The organism is Enterococcus sp. MSG3290, from assembly GCF_050555565.1.
GTDB lineage: Bacteria > Bacillota > Bacilli > Lactobacillales > Enterococcaceae > Enterococcus_B > Enterococcus_B faecium.
Map to the genome: position 1 here is coordinate 2,545,123 of NZ_CP187862.1, position 18,156 is coordinate 2,563,278.

Sequence of the window (18,156 nt, forward strand, 5' to 3'; positions counted from 1 at the left end):
CCTCCTTCCTCAATTGAATCGATTCATCGCATCCACGAACGAATGCCCTTCTATGAGATATTCGACTGCTTTAACAGATTGACACATGCTTTCTTCTATCAAAGGCTGATTTTCTTTGCTGAAAGGACTAAGCACATGCTGGACTACTGTTTTTTTCCCTTCTGGCCTGCCGATTCCCACCTTGATTCGATCAAAGACATTCGTATTCAAATGGGAAATAATACTTTTGATACCGTTATGCCCGCCGGCACTTCCCTTTTGACGGAGCCGGATTTTTCCCACTGCCAGATCCAAATCATCGTAGATTACGACTAATTCCTCTGGATAAATCCCAAAATAAGTCATTAGTGGGCCGACTGCACGACCAGATTCATTCATGAATGTTTGTGGTTTGACTAAAAGGATCTTTTCTCCATTATGAAAAAATTCGGCAACTTCTGCTTCGAACGGATTTTTTTTGAAAGTAGCTTGATGCTCGCGTGCAATTTTATCCACGACCATAAAGCCGATATTGTGTTTTGTATATTGGTATTTGGTACCTGGGTTTCCTAACCCGACGATCATTTTCATTTTTGTTTTCCACCTAATTCTAAAAAGCAGCACAAAAGGCTGGACTGCTAATTAGCGGTCCAGTCCATCGAGCTTTTTTCTTTTTTGTACTTGTCAATGCATAGTATAACACAAAACAAGGCGTTTCGGCTAAAAGAGAATCGTTAATAAATGATAAAGAAATTAAAAATTTCTTCAAAGTTTAATGAAATAATTGATATATAAAAATAGTGAAATAACGCACATGTAAGCTTTTACATATAATACAACCTTGTTATCTGTTATATTTTATAGCCAAATAGCGTGACATGGGGCTTGAGAAATGTTAGCATAAGCATGGGAAAAAACAAATCAATGGAAGGATTGATACTAAATGACTGCAGCTGCAGAAAAAAAAGATCATCAAAAAGTTATTCTTGTTGGAGACGGCGCCGTAGGTTCTAGCTATGCCTTTGCTCTAGTTACTCAAAATATCGCTCAAGAAGTAGGTATCGTGGATATCAATACTGCTAAAACTGAAGGAGACGCAATTGACTTGTCTCACGCTTTGGCATTTACTTCACCTAAAAAAATCTATTCTGCTACTTACGCAGACGCACATGATGCTGACTTAGTTGTTATTACAGCTGGTGCACCACAAAAACCAGGTGAAACTCGTTTAGACTTAGTAAACAAAAACCTAAAAATCAACCGCGATGTTGTCACACAAATCGTTGAATCAGGATTTAACGGTATCTTTTTAGTTGCCGCTAACCCAGTAGATATTTTGACTTACTCAACTTGGAAATTCTCAGGTTTCCCTAAAGAACGCGTAATCGGTTCAGGTACCTCTCTTGACTCAGCTCGTTTCCGTCAAGCACTTGCGGAATTAGTTGACGTTGATGCACGTAACGTCCATGCTTACATCTTAGGTGAACACGGAGATTCAGAATTCCCAGTTTGGTCACATGCAAATGTTGCCGGCTTGCAAATCTATGAATGGGTAAAAAACAACCCAGAAATCGATGAAGAAGCTATGGTTAACCTATTCTTTGGCGTACGTGACGCTGCTTACACAATTATCGAGAAAAAAGGCGCTACTTTCTATGGTATCGCAGTAGCATTAGCACGTATCACTCGTGCCATCTTAGATGATGAAAATGCTGTTCTTCCTTTATCAGTATTCATGAATGGCGAATATGGATTGAACGACATCTACATTGGTGCACCTGCTGTTATCAACCGTCAAGGTATCCAAAAAGTAATCGAAATTCCTTTAAGTGACAGCGAGCAAGACCGTATGGCTGCTTCTGCTAAGCAATTAAAAGAAATTCTAGATGAAGCTTTTGCTAAACTAGACGCTGAATAATCTTTGAACATGACGGAAAACATCTATTCGGTGTTTTCCGTTTTTTTATTTTATCACCCTTATGGTTTCTAAATTTTTTCATAAAGTAGAGATAACCTTCGTCTTTTCCTCTAAATTATGCTATCATGAGACCGTTCCACCCTAAACTTTTACTTAAGGAGTTGTCGATATGACAAGATCTTCGCATCGAAAAAAATCGAAACATGTTGCTTTGCTTTCAGCTCTTGGTGTTCTCTTAGTGCTGATCAGCTTTTATACCTATCGCAGTACATACTACACAAAGCATTTTTTGCCGAATACAGAAATAAATGGAATAAATGTCAGCAATCTAACAGTCGAAAAAGCAAATGAAAAATTAAAAGAAGCTTATTCTGATAAAAAACTGGCTATTAAAGAAGATGGAAAAGTCTGGCAGGAAGTACCAAAATCCGAGCTCGGCTACAAAGATGATTTCACTTCGGAGCTTTCTCCGATCCTAAATGAACAAAACGGATGGACTTGGGGAATGACTTATGTCTCAGCGGCAGAAAAACAAGAAATAGATCCTGTCAGTCAAAACCACCAAAAACTAGACACTACCGTTCAGACATTGACAACTAAGCTGACTGATTTGAACAAAGACCGGACACCTACTACTGATGCAACGATCGAAAAAGCAGGTGACTCTTTCGTTATCAAGCCTGAAGTCAATGGAAATACGATCGACGTCGATGCTGCGGTCAAACAATTAAAAAGTGCGGTAAACTCTGGTAAAGATACAATTGAATTGACTGAATTCAAAGAAAAACCAAAAGTAACATCTGAAGACAGCTCACTGAAAGAACAACTCGCATCCATGAATGCTATCGCAAATGTAAAAGCTACTTACAGTATAAACGGTGAGACTTTCCAGATCCCATCAAGTGATATTATGAGTTGGCTGACCTACAATGATGGAAAAGTCGATTTAGATACAGAACAAGTACGTCAATATGTAACAGATTTAGGCACAAAGTATAACACAAGTACGAATGACACAAAATTTAAAAGTACAAAAAGAGGAGAAGTTACGGTCCCAGTTGGCACTTACAGTTGGACGATCCAAACAGACAGCGAGACAGAAGCATTGAAAAAAGCGATTCTGGCAGGCCAAGATTTTACTCGTTCACCCATTGTGCAAGGTGGCACAACCGCTGATCATCCATTGATCGAAGATACGTATATCGAAGTTGATCTGGAGAACCAGCATATGTGGTATTACAAAGACGGAAAAGTGGCCCTTGAAACAGATATCGTTTCCGGAAAGCCAACTACACCTACACCTGCTGGAGTCTTCTATGTTTGGAATAAAGAAGAAGATGCAACTTTAAAAGGAACAAATGACGATGGAACACCTTACGAGAGTCCGGTAAACTACTGGATGCCGATTGACTGGACAGGTGTTGGTATCCACGATTCAGACTGGCAACCTGAATACGGTGGAGACTTATGGAAAACCCGCGGTTCACACGGCTGCATCAACACCCCACCAAGTGTAATGAAGGAATTATTCGGGATGGTCGAAAAAGGAACGCCTGTATTGGTCTTCTAACAAAAATAATATATAAAAAGAAAGCACCCGTACGATTGGTACAGGTGCTTTCTTTTTATTATCTAACCATGTGCTACTTACATTTCAGCAGCAGTAAAGACTTCTGAAACATCATCATCGTCTTCTAGCTTATCTACTAGACGTTCCAATTGCTCTTTTTGTTCCTCATTTAAATCAATCGTCGTTTGTGGAATCATCGTCAATTCTGCTTGCGCCAAAGTGAACTCTTTTTCCAACTCATCTCGTACAGCAGCAAAATCTTCTGGTGCAGTATAAATCTCGAATACTTCAGGAGAAGTTTGCAGATCTTCTGCCCCCGCCTCTAATACATCCTCAAACATCGTCTCTTCATCAACAGTCAACCCATCGCGTTCAATAGCGATATATCCTTTGCGGTCAAACAAGTAACTGACTGAACCCGTTTCTCCCAGTGATCCACCGTTTCGAGTAAAAGCTACTCGGACATTTGTCGCTGTCCGATTACGGTTATCTGTCAATGCATGGACTAAGATTCCTACTCCACCCGGACCATATCCTTCATACGTGATTTCATCGTAATTCGTTTCATCTACGGCACTCGTAGCCTTTTTAATCGCCCGTTCCACATTGTCGTTAGGCATATTTGCAGCTTTTGCTTTGTCCACAACAAGCCGCAAAGCTGGATTCATAGATGGATCAGGACCGCCTGCTTTAGCTGCCATATAAATTTCACGAGAAAGTTTCTGAAAGACTTTCCCTCGTTTTGCATCTTGGGCATTTTTTCTTCCTTGGATATTATGCCATTTACTATGTCCTGACATGATTTTTCCTCCCTTATTCTTTTGAGAATACACTTCTATTCTAGTACTATTTCACAAAAAAACAAAGCCACAGCCAATCTATAAACGCTTCTTGAATGCCGCAAAAAGCACACATAATACCACAGCAGTCAGAGCACCGATCGAATCCAACATGACATCTTGGAACATAGGTGTTCGTCCACCGGTCATCATCTGATGGAATTCGTCCAAACCCGCGTACCCTGTTGCTGAAAGCCAAGCAAGGATCGCTGTCAGCCACCAAATTTTTAGTTTAGGGAAAACACCTAAAAACAAGCTGCCACCCAAAACAAAATAAGTACCAAAATGTGCGCCCTTTCTTAAAAAAAACTCTACAAATTTGGCGTAGCCAAGATGGTCGATACTCACGATACTTCCACCATAATTAAAACGTATACCCGCTAATGTGTCTTTAAATGGCTGATTAGGCAGCCAGCTTTCTAATCGCGAAACTTGTGATTGCTGTCCGTAAGTTTGAGAAGAACTGTAAAATAAGATTATAACGACTATCAGTGCGATTACTAAATAAATATTTCCGTTTTTCATTTGTTTTTTTGAAGAATTCATAAGTCACCTCTGTATTTTATCTTAGACTTTTTTTGAAGAAACAACAATCATTTTCATAGAGACTTCTTCCATAAAAAAGTGCTATACTTAATTTTGTATTACAATATGAAGGGAGTTTTTTCATGAGTTATTCATTAAATTGGAATCTAGATTCTATTTTTTCCGGAGGCAGTCATTCTGATGCTTTGAACCAACGGATGAAGCAATTGGAAGACCAAATGAACGAGTATTATCACCGCGTAACAAAATGGTCACCTAGTTCTGACAATGCAGAGCAGTTAAACGCTATTCTTCAATTGCAAGAAACGATTACGAATGGCTTTACCCAATGCAGCAGCTATATTACTGCATTGCTTTCTGCCAATGTCAATGATTCAGATGCAAAGGTCTTATCAGGCAAGCTTTACGCAATGCTGCCTCGTCTGCAATCAGCCGAAACTGTATTGTCAAAGAAATTTGCAGAAATATCTGACAATGATTGGAATCAGATGCTTTCTCAATCTTCGTTTGAAACAATTGCTTTTCGTTTAAACGAGATTCGTCGTGATGGCTCACAATTATTATCAGAAGCTGAAGAAAACATTATAAATACGCTTTCTTTAGATGGTCTAAATGCTTGGAGCAGTCATTATGATACGATTGTAGCCAGCATTTCGATTCCCTTCGAACAAGATGGACAAGTAGTCGAATTATCTGCTGGACAAGCCTTCAATAAGATGATGGGCGATCCAGATCCAAAAGTCAGAGAAACACTTTTCGCAGCATGGGAAGAAGCCTGGAAAGAAAAGGCACCCCTCTTCACGGATACTTTGAATCATTTAGATGGTTTTAGACTTTCTGACTATGAACTTCATGGTGTCACAGATTTTCTACAAAAACCATTAGAGTACAATCGGTTGAAGAAAGAAACATTGTCTGTCATGTGGGATACAATCCAGAAAAACAAACAACCCCTTGTTGATTACTTGACTAGAAAAGCTAATCTTTTCGGTAAAGAAAAAATGGAATGGCAAGATCAAGATGCACCTATTATTTTAGGCGATTTGAAAGAAAAAACCTTTAGTTTTGACGAAGCAGCAGCATTTATTATCGAAAACTTTAACAAATTCAGTCCAAAAATGGCTAAATTTGCCCAATCTGCTTTTGAAAAGAGCTGGATCGAAGCAGAAGATCGTCCTGGGAAACGTCCTGGTGGTTATTGTACTGAGTTACCAGAAACAAAAGAATCAAGGATCTTTATGACCTACAGTAATTCTGTTAATGAGGTTGCGACACTTGCTCATGAACTAGGACATGCTTTCCATAGCAGCACGATGTGGGATTTACCTTCTTTAAATCGCGAATATGCCATGAATGTCGCAGAAACAGCAAGTACATTCGCAGAACTGATCGTAGCCGATGCTACATTAAAAGTCGCAAAAACAAAAGAAGAAAAAATCAATTTGCTAGATACAAAACTGCAAAATGCTTTAGCTATGTTCATGAATATCCATTCCCGATTCATTTTTGAAAATCGATTCTATGAAGCACGGCAAGAAGGATTAGTCTCAGAAGATAAGATCACAGAGATGATGGTTGAGGCGCAAAAAGAAGGCTATCAAGGAGCTTTAGCTACTTACCATCCATATTTCTGGGCTGCAAAATTGCATTTCTTTATTGATGACGTACCGTTTTATAACTTCCCATACACATTTGGCTACCTCTTTAGTTTGGGCATCTATGCTTACGCCAACCAAAAGGGAGCAAATTTTGAAGAAGAATATATCCATTTACTACGCGATACTGCCTCAATGACGACGGAAGATCTTGCGAAGAAACATTTGAATGTCGATCTTACCCAACCAGATTTTTGGCAAGCAGGTATCGACATGGTGACTGAAGATATCCAAACGTTCATGGAATTGACAGAAGAATTTATCTGATTTCTATTTTATCACAATAAAAAAAGAGTTAGTCCAGAATGGGCTAACTCTTTTTGATTAATCATTCTTACATGCTGACAGCAAAGTCAGGGGCAAACCATTGAACTGAACCAACTTTTACGCTTTCGCCTGGTTGAGGAGCATGGATATATTGTCCTCCGCCTAAAGCAATCGCTACGTGGTAAGTTCCGCCTTGTGATCCCCAGAATAACAAGTCTCCAGCTTTTGCTTGAGAAACTGAAATTTTTGTTCCAGCTGATTCTTGAGGAACTGTCCAACCACCGATGTCACGACCAGTTACTTGCATGTAAACATAGCGTGTGAACCCTGAGCAGTCAAAGCCACTTGGATCTTTACCGCCCCAAACATATGGAGTACCAATATATTTGTAAGCTTCTGCTACGATTGCTGCACCATTCACACTTCCAGAAGGAGCTGGAGCAGGTGTTACAGGTTTTGGTTGTTCAGGTGTTGGTGTTGGCGTTGGAGCCGGAGTACTACTTCCTGTGCCGTTTCCTGTATCAACACTTTGATCTGTTGATGGTGTTGTAGGCGCAGGTGTTGTTGATTCTTCTGTTGAAGATTCAGGTACAGTTGTTGATTCTTCTGTTGTTGAAGATTCAGGCACTGTTGTTGATTCTTCTGTTGCTGAAGATTCAGGCGCTGTTGTTGATTCTTCTGTTGCTGAAGATTCAGGCGCTGTTGATTCTTCTGTTGAAGATTCAGGTGTTGTTGATTCTTCTGTTGCTGAAGATTGTGTAGCTGATGATGATTCTTCAGTCATTGAAGATTGTGTAGCTGATGATTCTTCTGTTGCTGAGCTTTGTGCAGTAGATGAAGCTTGAGTAGCTTGTGCTTCAGCTTCTGCTTGTTCGCGTGCTTCTTTTTCAGCTTTTTCTTGTGCAGCTTGTTGACGAGCTTGTTCTGCTAGACGTTGTTGTTCACGAATACGAGCTTGCTCTGCTTCTGCTTCAGCTTTTTGACGGTTCAAGTCAGCTTTCTTGTCTTCAGCAGTTGCTTGTTCAGCAGCTAATGAAGTTTTCAGTACGTTCAAATCAGCTTGTTTAGATAAAAGATCGCCTTTTTGAGATTCCAAAGCAGCTTGGTTTTCAGCTAATTCTTTTAGTTTAGCATCGTTTTCAGCTTTTTTGTCTTCTACAGCTTTTTTATCTTGTTTTTGTTGTTCCATCAAGTCGTTGTTTGCTTTTACCATCGTTGTCATTGCTTGAACGCGTCCAATAGCATCTGCTAATGAATCAGCATTCAATACAGCATCGATGTAGTTTGAGCTTGTGTTGCTTACTTGTGCTTCGCGTGCTTGTTTTTGGATTGTATCTTCACGTTTTTCAATACGTTCTTGTAAATCTGCAATGTCTTTTACTAATTGTGCAGATTCTTGACGCAATGTATCTTGTTTTGCTAATAGGTCTTGTGCTTGTGTGTTGATTTCAGAAACTTGGCTTTCTAAGGCATCGATTTGTGATTGTGCATCTGCTTGTTGATTTTTCAAGTCTGCAATCTTTTGATCTTGCTGTTGTATCTGAGAATCAAAATCGTCCGCCGCGGCAGCGATCGGTGATGCTACGGCAGTCAAGGTCATTGAACATACCATTACTGCTGATATTAAACTCTTTTTCACTCTTCATTCCTCCGACTGGCTTAATTTAATAAATATCTAAATATATTTAAGTCTTTCTTAACGATACAAAAATTGTACCATAGCAGTATGTCAACGATATAATAGTTATGTTACAAAAATGTTTCAAAACAACTTTTAAAAATGACAAAACTGTTCGTTTCAGAAAATGATCATGAAAAAGCCGCGTTAAGTCTAGCATTTCTTAAGATAACAACGATTCTTTTTCGCTTTCGACCTAAAAATAAAAAAAGAAATTATTCATCACTGAATAATTTCTTAAATGGAAAAATGAATAATACAAATATAATCATGTTCAACAGCAGTGTAGGTCCTAAAAACCTTGTAATAAAATACGTGTTATTTACTACTGCTAATTTAAAAATCAACTGGACCACCATCGTAAACAATTCATAACCCGTGACAAAGATGATCATACTGAAAAATTCAGTAAAGATGTTGACATGGATAACGTCTTTCATTACATACATCAACCATACAATTAAAGGGAGAGCTACTGCATAGATACCGATAACGCCAATATAGTAAGCGTCATAGATAGCCCCGAGAACAATCGTGGTAATCAGTAAATAACGTTTTTCAAACGCCATACTGCAACATAATAATGCCAATATCAGAAAGTGGGCATTTGACATATAGGTGCCTTTCGACCACTCCCCTAGCATTCTTGTTAAATGACCATCTATCAACATCAAAAAGAACAAAACGATTGGCAGATAGTACTTCATTGTTTCTTTCTTCAACATGGACTAATCCTCCGTTAGCCGTTGGACAATCGTCACAACTGACACGTCATACATTTCTGCATAAGGTTTCACATAAACTTCCCGATCCAGCCCATAACTATCTGGTTTCGTTTTAATAACCGTACCGATCGGCAAGTTAGCTGGAGAATTCCCTCCAAGACCGGATGTCTGGACAACATCCCCTTCTTTGATATCCGTATCACCAGTTAATTGGGTCACCACTAAGGCATGGAGCTTTTCATCATAGTTTTTAAGCAAACCAAACGCTTCGCCATTAGCCGAAGATACCCGTACTGGAAAATGATTGGAGCTTTCATTAGAGGATGACAGTAATTCGATTTTAGACGAAGCCGTATTGACCTCGATCACTCGGCCAATCAATCCTTTTTGCGACATGACTGCCATATTTGCTTCGATACCGTCTTTAGAACCCTTGTCTACGATCAGCATGTCCTGCCAACTGTCAGGCGAACGAGTAATGACATTTGCCGTTACTTTTTCGTAACTAGTCAGCGTCTGATTCAACTCAAGTTCTTTTTTCAACGCTTCGATTTCTCTCTCGTAATTCTTGTTTTGCTGTGAAACGTCATCATAGCTATCGATTTTTTCTTTTAGCCGCTCATTTTCGGCATAAGTTGAAAAAAGATTATGGACAGAATCTACTCCATTTCGTACCCACCGTACTGGGGCAGAGATTGTTTTATCAACCATTGCAACACTGTCATTAACGATGGATTGGAAGAAATTGGGCTTTCCTTCATTCGCTCGCTGCGCAGCGGTCACACTTAGTATCGTCACCACGATGATAACAATAACCAAGGTAATAATAATATTTTTATTAGGATTGAACTTCTTCACAAAGACACCTCGAATTAATTAGACTCTTGTGTTCAATTTTATCACTAAATGCCGTGAAACAAAAGGTAAGTTGCTCCTCTTAAGCTTTTTTTTAGCAAATAATAGATTCTGTCATTTTTAGCCTGAAAGACAAATTTTTTTATTTGTTTATGGATCAATCTTTGCTTTGAATAACTGCAATCATACCATCTGAAAAAGAAAATTCTGCGGTATCTGAAAGAAATTCGTTACTTGCATAAGATGTCGGATATTCTACTTCTTTATTTTCCAATACATACTTGCTGCCTTTTAATGTAAGATTCGAGACGGGAGTCAAGCAGCAATAAGCTAAATACTTCATATCTGGTATCTGTCTTACTATATGCTCTCCAGGCAAATAATAAGACAAATAATTTTGACAATCTCTGATAATAAGCTGATGGGCAAAGGGTTTGAAGCGAGGTTCCATACCTAACCAGAGATTGGCTAAAAGATGATCCAATCTTCCGCCCGTAGCTCCAATCAAAGTGACTTCCGCTTGCGGGTAACGTTCAAATGTTTTTAAGATACCTAACTGTGTATCTGTATCGTCTTTTTCTGCAGGGGAACGGGTATACTCTTTGGCTTTTGCAAATACTTCCTTCTGCTCTTCGTTCGACAATGAATCAAAATCACCCACTGCCAGATCTACTGGGTAGCCTGCTTGAAGCAGGTACAGCGCACCACGGTCTATCCCGACATAGGCATCGTATTTGGACAGCAGAGACTGCGGCCAGTTTTGCGGATTACCTCCAGCAGCTAATAAAATTTTCATTTAGTCTAATGCCTCTTTTAATCGTTCGATTTGTCCGACTGGATTTTCGGCTCCATAGATATATGATCCTGCAACGAAGACATCCGCCCCTGCATCTTTACAGATTTTTGCTGTTTCTGGAACGATTCCGCCATCTACTTCGATTGCATAAGTCCAATTGTTCTCTCTACGTAGATCAGCGAGTTCCGTAATTTTTTCTACTGTTTCTTCAATAAAGCTTTGTCCGCCGAACCCAGGATTGACAGTCATGACTAGTACTTGATCAGCCAAAGGCAAAACATGTTTGATCATGGAGACTGGTGTTCCTGGATTGATAACTACTCCAGCTTTAACTCCTAAGCTTTTTGTCATTTGAAGTGCCCGATGAATATGAGGAGTTGCTTCGACGTGGACAGTAATGATATCTGCTCCAGCTTTTGCAAATGCTGGAATGTAGTTTTCTGGATCAACGATCATCAGATGGACGTCTAACGGTAATTTAGTAACAGGACGGATTGCCTGAACAATATTTGGCCCTAATGTGATATTTGGGACAAATTGGCCATCCATTACATCTACGTGGATGTAATCTGCGCCTCCTTTTTCCACTAACTCAATGTCTCTTTGTAAATTGGCAAAATCTGCACTCAAAATGGATGGTGCTATCTTCATTCTTGTTTCCTCCTATTTTCGTTTACCTTCTTTTTTTGCATACATTGGTTTTCTTTTTTCGATTTCTTGTAAGAATTGCAAATAATTGTCGTAACGTGTCTGTGCGATACCACCTGTTTCTACTCTATGTTTTACTTCGCAGCCAGGTTCTTTAGCATGCATGCACTCTCTAAATTTGCAATGGACAGAAGCTTCTACAAATTCAGGAAATTGTCTCGGCAGTTCTCCTGCTTCAATTGTCAAAAAGTCAATCGAGCTAAATCCTGGTGTATCTGCTACTAACCCGCCATAGATAGGAATCAGTTCCACATGACGTGTTGTATGCCGTCCTCTTCCAAGTGCATCAGAAATCTCTCCTGTTGCTAAATTCAGTTCCGGTGATATTTGATTCAGTAGCGTCGATTTTCCTGCTCCAGACTGACCCATAAAGACCGATAGCCGTTCTGGGAAGTAACGGATCAGTTCTGTCGTATCACCCGTATGATTGGGTACAATCACCGGATAGCCTATTTTAGTATAGGTTTGCTTGATCTCTTCGATTTTTTCTGGGTCGTCTGACAAGTCGGTCTTTGTCAAAAAAATAATCGGTTCGATCGACTCGTATTCCAAGGTAACTAGAAAGCGGTCAAGTAGATTATAAGAAAATGCAGGCTCTACGATACTTGTGACAATGATTCCAAGATCAACATTTGTGACTGGTGGGCGAACTAATTGATTTTTTCTCGGCAAGATTTCCAGAAGATAGCCGTCTGTTTGATTTTCACTCTCAAAGATCACCTGATCTCCGACAAGCGGCGTGATTTTCCGATTCCGGAAATTTCCTCTTCCTCTTGTTTGATAGGTCTCTCCGTTTGCGTATACATAGTAAAAACCGCTGATTGCTTTTCTGATTTGTCCTTTGATAAGTGCCACCTCCGTTTTTGTTTATTTTACCATACGAAGAGGAAAGTAGGTGTTATTCCATGCAAACTTCTCAAAGTATAAGGCTTGAAAATTGATCAAAAGAGATAGAAACACAAAAAAGAGAATGCAACAAATCAATGTCGCATTCCCTTCTGATATATTTTATTCAGCACTTATTTTGAACTTTCTGAGGTGCTAGCTGATGAACTTGTGGAGCTGGAAGATTCTTCTTTTGAAGAGTTGCTTGTGCTACTGGAGCTACTTGAGCTGCTAGAACTGTCTGAAGAGTCTTTTTCAGAACTAGAAGACGCTGGATCTGGTCCTTTAGAGTAAATTACGTTCACAACCATTCCTTTGGTAATTGTCGTTCCTGCCCCTGGTACTGTACGAATCACTTTATCTTTATCCACCGTGTTTGAATATTCGGAAGTCTCATGCCCGATATATTCTGCACCGACACTAGCTAAATAACTTTGTGCTTCGCTTTTTGTATAGCCGGAGATATCATTCAATTTAGGCTCTGTTCCTTGGCTTACGACAAAATTGATGTAAGTTTCTTCTGCTACAACTTCACCCGAGGCTGGATCCTGACTGATGATCGAACCTGATGGTACAGTGTCGCTATAGTCATAAGTAGCACTAATATTATTGATATTGAATCCTTGTGTAACAAGCCAATTACGAACAGTTTCGTAGTTTTCTCCTACATGACTACTCAAAGTCACTGTTTCTGGTCCTTTGCTGACTGTGAAAGTAATCGTGTCTGTTTTAGGATCGACTTCTGTATCTTCTGATGGAGATTGCGAAATGATCATTCCGCTTTCTACCTCTGAACTGAATTCCTCTTCTTTTTGAATCAAGTCAGCAGAAAACCCTAATTCTTTCAAACTTGCTTCGGCATCTTCATAACTTTTACCACTGTAATCATCTAATTTGATTTTTTTCGTGCCGCTACTAATATACAGAGTGACTTCGCGTTTTTGCTTGACTGTCGTTCCCGCTGCCGGGTCTGTCTTCACTACATTACCTTCTTCGATTTTGTCATCTGCAATTTCTTCTGTTTTTGTTGCTACTTCTAATTTCGCTTTTGCGAGTGTTTCTCTAGCAGAAGCTTCAGAAAGATCAGAAACATCAGGAACAACAACTTCTCCTCGCCCTCCAGAAGCAAAGAATACAGCTGTTCCGATTCCTAAAACAGCAAGAATAGCTAATAGGATCAGCCACCATTTTTTCTGTCCTTTCTTTTTAGGATCAGGCAGAACTTCTTCCTCCTCTGGTAAGGTTTCGTTTTCTGGCTTGTCTTTTGGCAGAGGCATAGATTTGAATGAATCAGGCATTGGTGCATCTTCCGTAAGGGGTGTGATAACTTTTGTTTCATTATCCATCACATGAGGCTGCCATTTTTCTTCGTTTGCACGAGCTGGTGATAATACTGTAGAAAGATCATCAGACATTTCCTCGGCTGACTTATAACGGTCTGCAGGTTCTTTAGCCGTTGCCCGTAAAATCACGTTTTCCAGTGCTTGTGGCACATTTGGATCAAGTGCTTTTATAGATGGAAGATCATCTTGAAAATGTTTTAAAGCAATTGTTACAGCAGATTCACCATCAAACGGTACGCTACCCGTCAACATCTCGTAAAGGATGATCCCTAAAGCATAAATATCTGACTGCTTCGTTGCCATACTTCCTCTGGCCTGCTCAGGGGACAGATAATGAACAGATCCTAGCATCGTATTCGTCTGCGTGATCGATGTTTCAGATAAAGCGATAGCAATCCCGAAATCCGTGATTTTTACAACACCTTCATTATCGATCAGTACGTTTTGGGGTTTCAAATCTCGGTGGATGATTTGATGGTTATGAGCTAAAGAAATAGCAGAAAGGATCTGCTGCATAATATTTACTGCTGTTTCATAAGGAACAGGATAATGTGTTTGGATATATCGTTTCAAGTCCATTCCTTTGACGTATTCCATCACCAGATACTGCATGTTGTCTTCTTCACCAACATCGTAAACACTAACAATGTTTGGATGAACGAGTTCTGTTGCTGCTAAAGCTTCTCTCTGAAATCGTCGAATCGCAGTCTGGTCATTTTGAAAGTCAAATCGTAAGACTTTAACTGCTACATCACGATCCAAGATTAAATCGTGCGCCAAAAATACATTTGCCATACCACCGCTACCGATATTTCCAGTGATTTGATAACGGCCATTTAATTTTTTTCCCAACTCGATCATACACTGTCCTCCTTATATTCGATAAGAAGAACGGTGATATTATCCGCTCCGCCTGCTTCATTGGCACGATCAATCAGCTCAGTTACTTTATGAGACAATGGGCCTTCTTGATTGATGATCGTTCCTATTTCTTCTTCAGACAGCATGTTCGTCAAGCCATCTGAACATAACAGCAGTCGATCTTTTAGTTGCCAAAGATGAGTAGAAACATCTACTTCGACTGTTCCAGGCATGCCGACAGAACGTGTTAAAATATTTTTCCTTGGATGGTTCACTGCCATTTCTTCGCTGATTTCTCCTGATTTGACTAGTTCATTGACTAAAGAATGATCCTCCGTCAATTGCATGATTTTATCTTCACGAATCAAATAAGCTCTGCTATCCCCAACATTGGCAATCGTGAACCAGTCATCTGACAGAGCGGCCGCTACGATTGTTGTTCCCATACCGTTATATTCCGGCTGTTCTTGTCCACGTTGATAAATCAGCATATTTTCTTCTTGAATCGATTGAATGAACCATTGGGCGATTTTTTCATCGTCAACAGCTTCTTGTTTTTCCCAAGCTTCGCCTAGATTCGTTACCGCCATCTGACTGGCAATGTCTCCGGCACGATGACCACCCATCCCGTCTGCTAATACAGCAAGCTTGAGACCTGAACGGCTGGTAAATACACTGGCATAGTCTTGATTTGTATTACGTCGTCTTCCTACATCTGATTGATATTCAATCTGCATTTTTTCACCTCATTACTTTTTGCGCAAACAACAAATGAAAAATCCATCTGTGTAAAACTGATGCGGATACAAAGTCAACATTTTCTCTTCGATTGATGATTGTAGCATAGGATTGGTCAAAACATCAATCCTCTCAAAATCAGGGTGTCTTTCCAAGAAAGCAGAAACAACGTCTTGGTTTTCTTCTTTTAAGATCGTACAAGTACTATAAGTCAGAATACCGGAAGACTTTAAAGCTGGTGCGCAGCTTTCTAAAATTTCCAATTGGATTTTTGGTAAATTCGCTAATTCATCCGGCTGTTTTTTATAACGAATATCTGGTTTTCGCCGAAGCAGCCCAAGACCTGAACAAGGCGCGTCTACTAAAATCCGATCAAACTGCTCTGCTTCGAACTGTTTACTGACTTCTCTAGCATCCATCTTTTGAGCGTAGACAGCAGAAGAGACACCTAGACGTGCTGCATTATCTTCAATGAGTTTGACTTTGTGTTCGTGTACATCTAAAGCGACCACTTCTCCACCGCATGACGGATCTAAAAAAGAAGCAATATGCGTCGTCTTACCTCCGGGTGCTGCACAGGCATCTAAGACATGATGTTCAGGCTCGATTTGCATAGACGGCGCTACAAGCATCGAACTTTCATCTTGGATCGTCATGACGCCATCGTGGAACAATGAGCTAGAAGCTAAATGCCCTTTTTTCGCTACTATACCGTATGGACTGACTTGGCTTTTTTCAGCTGTGATCTCTTCTTCTTGCAAAACAGTGATGGCCTGATCTCTGGAAAGTCGGCGTGTATCTACTCGGGCACTAGCATGGCTAGGCTGATATAGCGATAAACCGAGCTTTTCAGTTTCTTCGTATCCGATTTGATCCACCAGTCGTTTCGTCATCCATAGAGGCAGGCTGATTTTGACAGAAAGTCTTTCGATAGGATCAGCAATGCCTTGCAGATCTGGTGCTCCTTGACGCTGATAATTCCTCAAGACACCATTTACAAATTTCCCTGTCCCAGGATTTCCTTTTACTTTTGCGATTTCGACCGCCTCGTTTAAAATAGCATGTGCAGGGACTTTATCTAAAAATTCTAATTGGTATACAGAAAGATAAAGAAGCGTCTTGACCCAGTCATCCACTTTTTTTGCTTTAGCGATCAATGGTGCAACGTAAAATTCCAATAGTCGCTGATGGCTAATCGTACCGTAGATCAATTCTGTAAATAAACCCACATCTTTTTGATTTAGCTCGCTTTGTTTGATCATCTCATTCAACAAAAGATTCGAGTAGGCGCCACCCTTGTTCACTCGCTCTAATGTCAGTAATGCCATATATCGTACTGATTTTTTCATTTTTTTAGGGATTTTTTTCATTATTTCACCTGCTGACCAATCTGAACTTGCTGACCGCTTCCGTTAAGGAAATCATGTACGGCCTGTTTTCCTTTACCAGCTGGCTGTAATTCATTGATGGCTAAGACGGTCTGTTTACCGCAAGCAATCCATAGATTTTTTTTGTCTTTCCGGATGATCGTACCAGGTGCTTTGTCTGTAGTTTCTGCCAATACTTCAACCGATAATAATTTCCAGCGTATGCCCTCATAGGTCGTGAATGCAATTGGCCAAGGACGCATTCCGCGTACTTGGTTGTCAATTTCTTCTGCAGTTTTATGCCAATCGATTGCTTCTTGTTCCCGTGTGATGTTTGGCGAAAAAGTTGCTTCTGACTCGTCTTGAGGTACTGGTTTTTGTCCATCCAAAATATTGGGCAATGTTTCTAGCAATAGCTTTCTTCCTAAAAGGCTAAGCTTTTCAAACATCGTCCCTACATCATCTTGTTTAGTGATTGGTATGCTTTCTTGCGCATAGATTCCGCCTGCATCCATTTTTTTGATCATTTCCATGATCGTTACACCAGTTTCTTTCTCCCCATTCATGATGGCATAATGAACAGGCGCACCTCCCCGATATTTAGGAAGTAAAGAAGCATGGACATTGATTGCCCCTAATTTTGGTACTTGCAATAACTTTTCAGGCAAGAATTGGCCAAATGCCGCAGTGACGATCACATCAGGCGCCAATTCAATGATTTCTTCCATTTCTGGCGAACCGGAGATTTTCTCTGGCTGCAGCACACGGATACCGTGCTTCAGAGCCGCTTCTTTTACCGGTGTCGGCGTAATTACTCGTTTCCGCCCAACTGGACGGTCGGGCTGTGTTACCACTGCCTGGATCTCGTAACCTGATTCTATCAGCCCTTCAAGAATCGGCACAGAAAAAGCAGGTGTGCCCATAAATACTAGCTTAGTCATCAAGATGTTCCTCCATATATTCTTCAAGTTCTTCTTCCGGGATCTGCTGTATCATTTTCTCAATGAACAAGATACCGTCTAAGTGATCGATTTCATGCTGGAAGGCACGGGCTAAATAGCCAAAAGCCGTCACTTCTATCTCTTCTCCGTCTCGATCATAATAACGCACGGTCACTTCATCTGCTCGCTTGACCGTTCCATAGACATGCGGAATACTGAGACAACCTTCTACGTCAAGGCTTTCACCTTTTGCTTCGATAATTTCTGGGTTAATCAGTTCAAATTTCTCGCCTTCATCTACTTCGATCACAGCAATTCTCTTGTTTTGTCCTACTTGAGGAGCAGCGATCCCTATTCCGTCATTCGCAATCATTGTCTCATATAAATTGTCTAATAAAGCGATTGTCTCGTCCGTGATTACATCGATTGGCTGAGCAGTTCTTTTTAATTTATCATTAGGGTGGATCAATATAGGATAGCGCATA

General features: G+C 40.1%; 17 protein-coding genes. 3 read left to right on the plus strand and 14 right to left on the minus strand.

Annotated features, from left to right (window positions below):
* Positions 1 to 9: 9 nt before the first annotated feature.
* Entirely contained in the window at positions 10 to 570 is a 561-nt protein-coding gene (pth, locus tag IGL31_RS12335; RefSeq protein WP_002287401.1) for an aminoacyl-tRNA hydrolase, read from the minus strand.
* 352 nt (positions 571 to 922) lie between these two features.
* Here pth and IGL31_RS12340 point away from each other — a divergent pair, with 352 nt between their 5' ends.
* Together IGL31_RS12340 and IGL31_RS12345 are read left to right on the plus strand one after the other, a co-directional pair.
* Positions 923 to 1,897 (plus strand): L-lactate dehydrogenase, encoded by a 975-nt coding sequence (locus tag IGL31_RS12340; RefSeq protein WP_002287399.1) that lies wholly within the window; start codon positions 923 to 925, stop codon positions 1,895 to 1,897.
* 169 nt (positions 1,898 to 2,066) lie between these two features.
* Positions 2,067 to 3,467 carry a L,D-transpeptidase family protein gene (locus IGL31_RS12345; RefSeq protein ID WP_002298179.1) on the plus strand — a complete coding sequence of 467 codons (1,401 nt, stop codon included), beginning with the start codon at positions 2,067 to 2,069 and terminating at the stop codon, positions 3,465 to 3,467.
* Positions 3,468 to 3,544: 77 nt separating this feature from the next.
* Here IGL31_RS12345 and IGL31_RS12350 read toward each other — a convergent pair whose 3' ends face one another.
* Entirely contained in the window at positions 3,545 to 4,267 is a 723-nt protein-coding gene (locus IGL31_RS12350) for a YebC/PmpR family DNA-binding transcriptional regulator (RefSeq protein WP_002287391.1), read from the minus strand.
* Positions 4,268 to 4,345: 78 nt separating this feature from the next.
* Positions 4,346 to 4,852 carry a VanZ family protein gene (locus IGL31_RS12355; RefSeq protein ID WP_086299987.1) on the minus strand — a complete coding sequence of 169 codons (507 nt, stop codon included), beginning with the start codon at positions 4,850 to 4,852 and terminating at the stop codon, positions 4,346 to 4,348.
* Positions 4,853 to 4,974: 122 nt separating this feature from the next.
* Here IGL31_RS12355 and IGL31_RS12360 point away from each other — a divergent pair, with 122 nt between their 5' ends.
* The gene (locus IGL31_RS12360) at positions 4,975 to 6,774 is read left to right on the plus strand and encodes a M3 family oligoendopeptidase (protein WP_002328221.1); all 1,800 of its coding nucleotides are present in this window, start codon (positions 4,975 to 4,977) and stop codon (positions 6,772 to 6,774) included.
* Between the two features lie 67 nt (positions 6,775 to 6,841).
* On the opposite strand, the gene IGL31_RS12365 is transcribed toward IGL31_RS12360, so the two are convergent.
* The 11 genes from IGL31_RS12365 to def all read right to left on the minus strand — a co-directional run bounded on the left by IGL31_RS12365 (position 6,842) and on the right by def (position 18,155).
* Positions 6,842 to 8,413, minus strand: a complete 1,572-nt coding sequence (locus IGL31_RS12365) for a PcsB-like coiled-coil domain-containing protein (RefSeq protein WP_086299986.1) — start codon at positions 8,411 to 8,413, stop codon at positions 6,842 to 6,844.
* A gap of 254 nt (positions 8,414 to 8,667) precedes the next feature.
* On the minus strand, positions 8,668 to 9,177 hold the full coding sequence (gene mreD, locus IGL31_RS12370) for a rod shape-determining protein MreD (protein ID WP_002287385.1): 510 nt from the start codon (positions 9,175 to 9,177) through the stop codon (positions 8,668 to 8,670).
* A gap of 3 nt (positions 9,178 to 9,180) precedes the next feature.
* The gene (gene mreC / locus IGL31_RS12375) at positions 9,181 to 10,035 is read right to left on the minus strand and encodes a rod shape-determining protein MreC (RefSeq protein ID WP_086299985.1); all 855 of its coding nucleotides are present in this window, start codon (positions 10,033 to 10,035) and stop codon (positions 9,181 to 9,183) included.
* Positions 10,036 to 10,189: 154 nt separating this feature from the next.
* Positions 10,190 to 10,828, minus strand: a complete 639-nt coding sequence (locus tag IGL31_RS12380; protein ID WP_002287382.1) for a thiamine diphosphokinase — start codon at positions 10,826 to 10,828, stop codon at positions 10,190 to 10,192.
* Positions 10,829 to 11,479 (minus strand): ribulose-phosphate 3-epimerase, encoded by a 651-nt coding sequence (rpe, locus tag IGL31_RS12385; RefSeq protein WP_002287380.1) that lies wholly within the window; start codon positions 11,477 to 11,479, stop codon positions 10,829 to 10,831. It abuts the gene before it with no gap.
* A gap of 12 nt (positions 11,480 to 11,491) precedes the next feature.
* A complete protein-coding gene (rsgA, locus tag IGL31_RS12390) occupies positions 11,492 to 12,391 on the minus strand; it encodes a ribosome small subunit-dependent GTPase A (RefSeq protein WP_002287379.1) in 900 nt (299 codons plus the stop codon).
* A gap of 164 nt (positions 12,392 to 12,555) precedes the next feature.
* On the minus strand, positions 12,556 to 14,625 hold the full coding sequence (gene pknB / locus IGL31_RS12395) for a Stk1 family PASTA domain-containing Ser/Thr kinase (protein ID WP_002287377.1): 2,070 nt from the start codon (positions 14,623 to 14,625) through the stop codon (positions 12,556 to 12,558).
* The gene (locus tag IGL31_RS12400) at positions 14,622 to 15,362 is read right to left on the minus strand and encodes a Stp1/IreP family PP2C-type Ser/Thr phosphatase (protein ID WP_002287376.1); all 741 of its coding nucleotides are present in this window, start codon (positions 15,360 to 15,362) and stop codon (positions 14,622 to 14,624) included. Before IGL31_RS12400 ends, pknB begins: the two co-directional genes overlap by 4 nt.
* Positions 15,363 to 15,374: 12 nt before the next feature.
* Positions 15,375 to 16,733 carry a 16S rRNA (cytosine(967)-C(5))-methyltransferase RsmB gene (gene rsmB / locus IGL31_RS12405; RefSeq protein WP_002298188.1) on the minus strand — a complete coding sequence of 453 codons (1,359 nt, stop codon included), beginning with the start codon at positions 16,731 to 16,733 and terminating at the stop codon, positions 15,375 to 15,377.
* Positions 16,733 to 17,671 (minus strand): methionyl-tRNA formyltransferase, encoded by a 939-nt coding sequence (fmt, locus tag IGL31_RS12410; RefSeq protein ID WP_002301208.1) that lies wholly within the window; start codon positions 17,669 to 17,671, stop codon positions 16,733 to 16,735. The genes rsmB and fmt overlap by 1 nt, the downstream gene beginning before the upstream one ends.
* Positions 17,664 to 18,155 (minus strand): peptide deformylase, encoded by a 492-nt coding sequence (gene def, locus IGL31_RS12415; RefSeq protein ID WP_002287369.1) that lies wholly within the window; start codon positions 18,153 to 18,155, stop codon positions 17,664 to 17,666. Before def ends, fmt begins: the two co-directional genes overlap by 8 nt.
* Position 18,156 lies beyond the last annotated feature (1 nt).

Excerpts from the sequence above, each read along its gene's own strand:
- pth (WP_002287401.1), bottom strand. The coding sequence starts at position 570 with ATGAAAATGATCGTCGGGTTAGGAAACCCAGGTACCAAATACCAATAT.
- IGL31_RS12340 (WP_002287399.1), top strand. The coding sequence starts at position 923 with ATGACTGCAGCTGCAGAAAAAAAAGATCATCAAAAAGTTATTCTTGTT.
- IGL31_RS12345 (WP_002298179.1), top strand. The coding sequence starts at position 2,067 with ATGACAAGATCTTCGCATCGAAAAAAATCGAAACATGTTGCTTTGCTT.
- IGL31_RS12350 (WP_002287391.1), bottom strand. The coding sequence starts at position 4,267 with ATGTCAGGACATAGTAAATGGCATAATATCCAAGGAAGAAAAAATGCC.
- IGL31_RS12355 (WP_086299987.1), bottom strand. The coding sequence starts at position 4,852 with ATGAATTCTTCAAAAAAACAAATGAAAAACGGAAATATTTATTTAGTA.
- IGL31_RS12360 (WP_002328221.1), top strand. The coding sequence starts at position 4,975 with ATGAGTTATTCATTAAATTGGAATCTAGATTCTATTTTTTCCGGAGGC.
- mreD (WP_002287385.1), bottom strand. The coding sequence starts at position 9,177 with ATGTTGAAGAAAGAAACAATGAAGTACTATCTGCCAATCGTTTTGTTC.
- IGL31_RS12380 (WP_002287382.1), bottom strand. The coding sequence starts at position 10,828 with ATGAAAATTTTATTAGCTGCTGGAGGTAATCCGCAAAACTGGCCGCAG.
- rpe (WP_002287380.1), bottom strand. The coding sequence starts at position 11,479 with ATGAAGATAGCACCATCCATTTTGAGTGCAGATTTTGCCAATTTACAA.
- pknB (WP_002287377.1), bottom strand. The coding sequence starts at position 14,625 with ATGATCGAGTTGGGAAAAAAATTAAATGGCCGTTATCAAATCACTGGA.
- IGL31_RS12400 (WP_002287376.1), bottom strand. The coding sequence starts at position 15,362 with ATGCAGATTGAATATCAATCAGATGTAGGAAGACGACGTAATACAAAT.
- rsmB (WP_002298188.1), bottom strand. The coding sequence starts at position 16,733 with ATGAAAAAAATCCCTAAAAAAATGAAAAAATCAGTACGATATATGGCA.
- fmt (WP_002301208.1), bottom strand. The coding sequence starts at position 17,671 with ATGACTAAGCTAGTATTTATGGGCACACCTGCTTTTTCTGTGCCGATT.
- def (WP_002287369.1), bottom strand. The coding sequence starts at position 18,155 with ATGCGCTATCCTATATTGATCCACCCTAATGATAAATTAAAAAGAACT.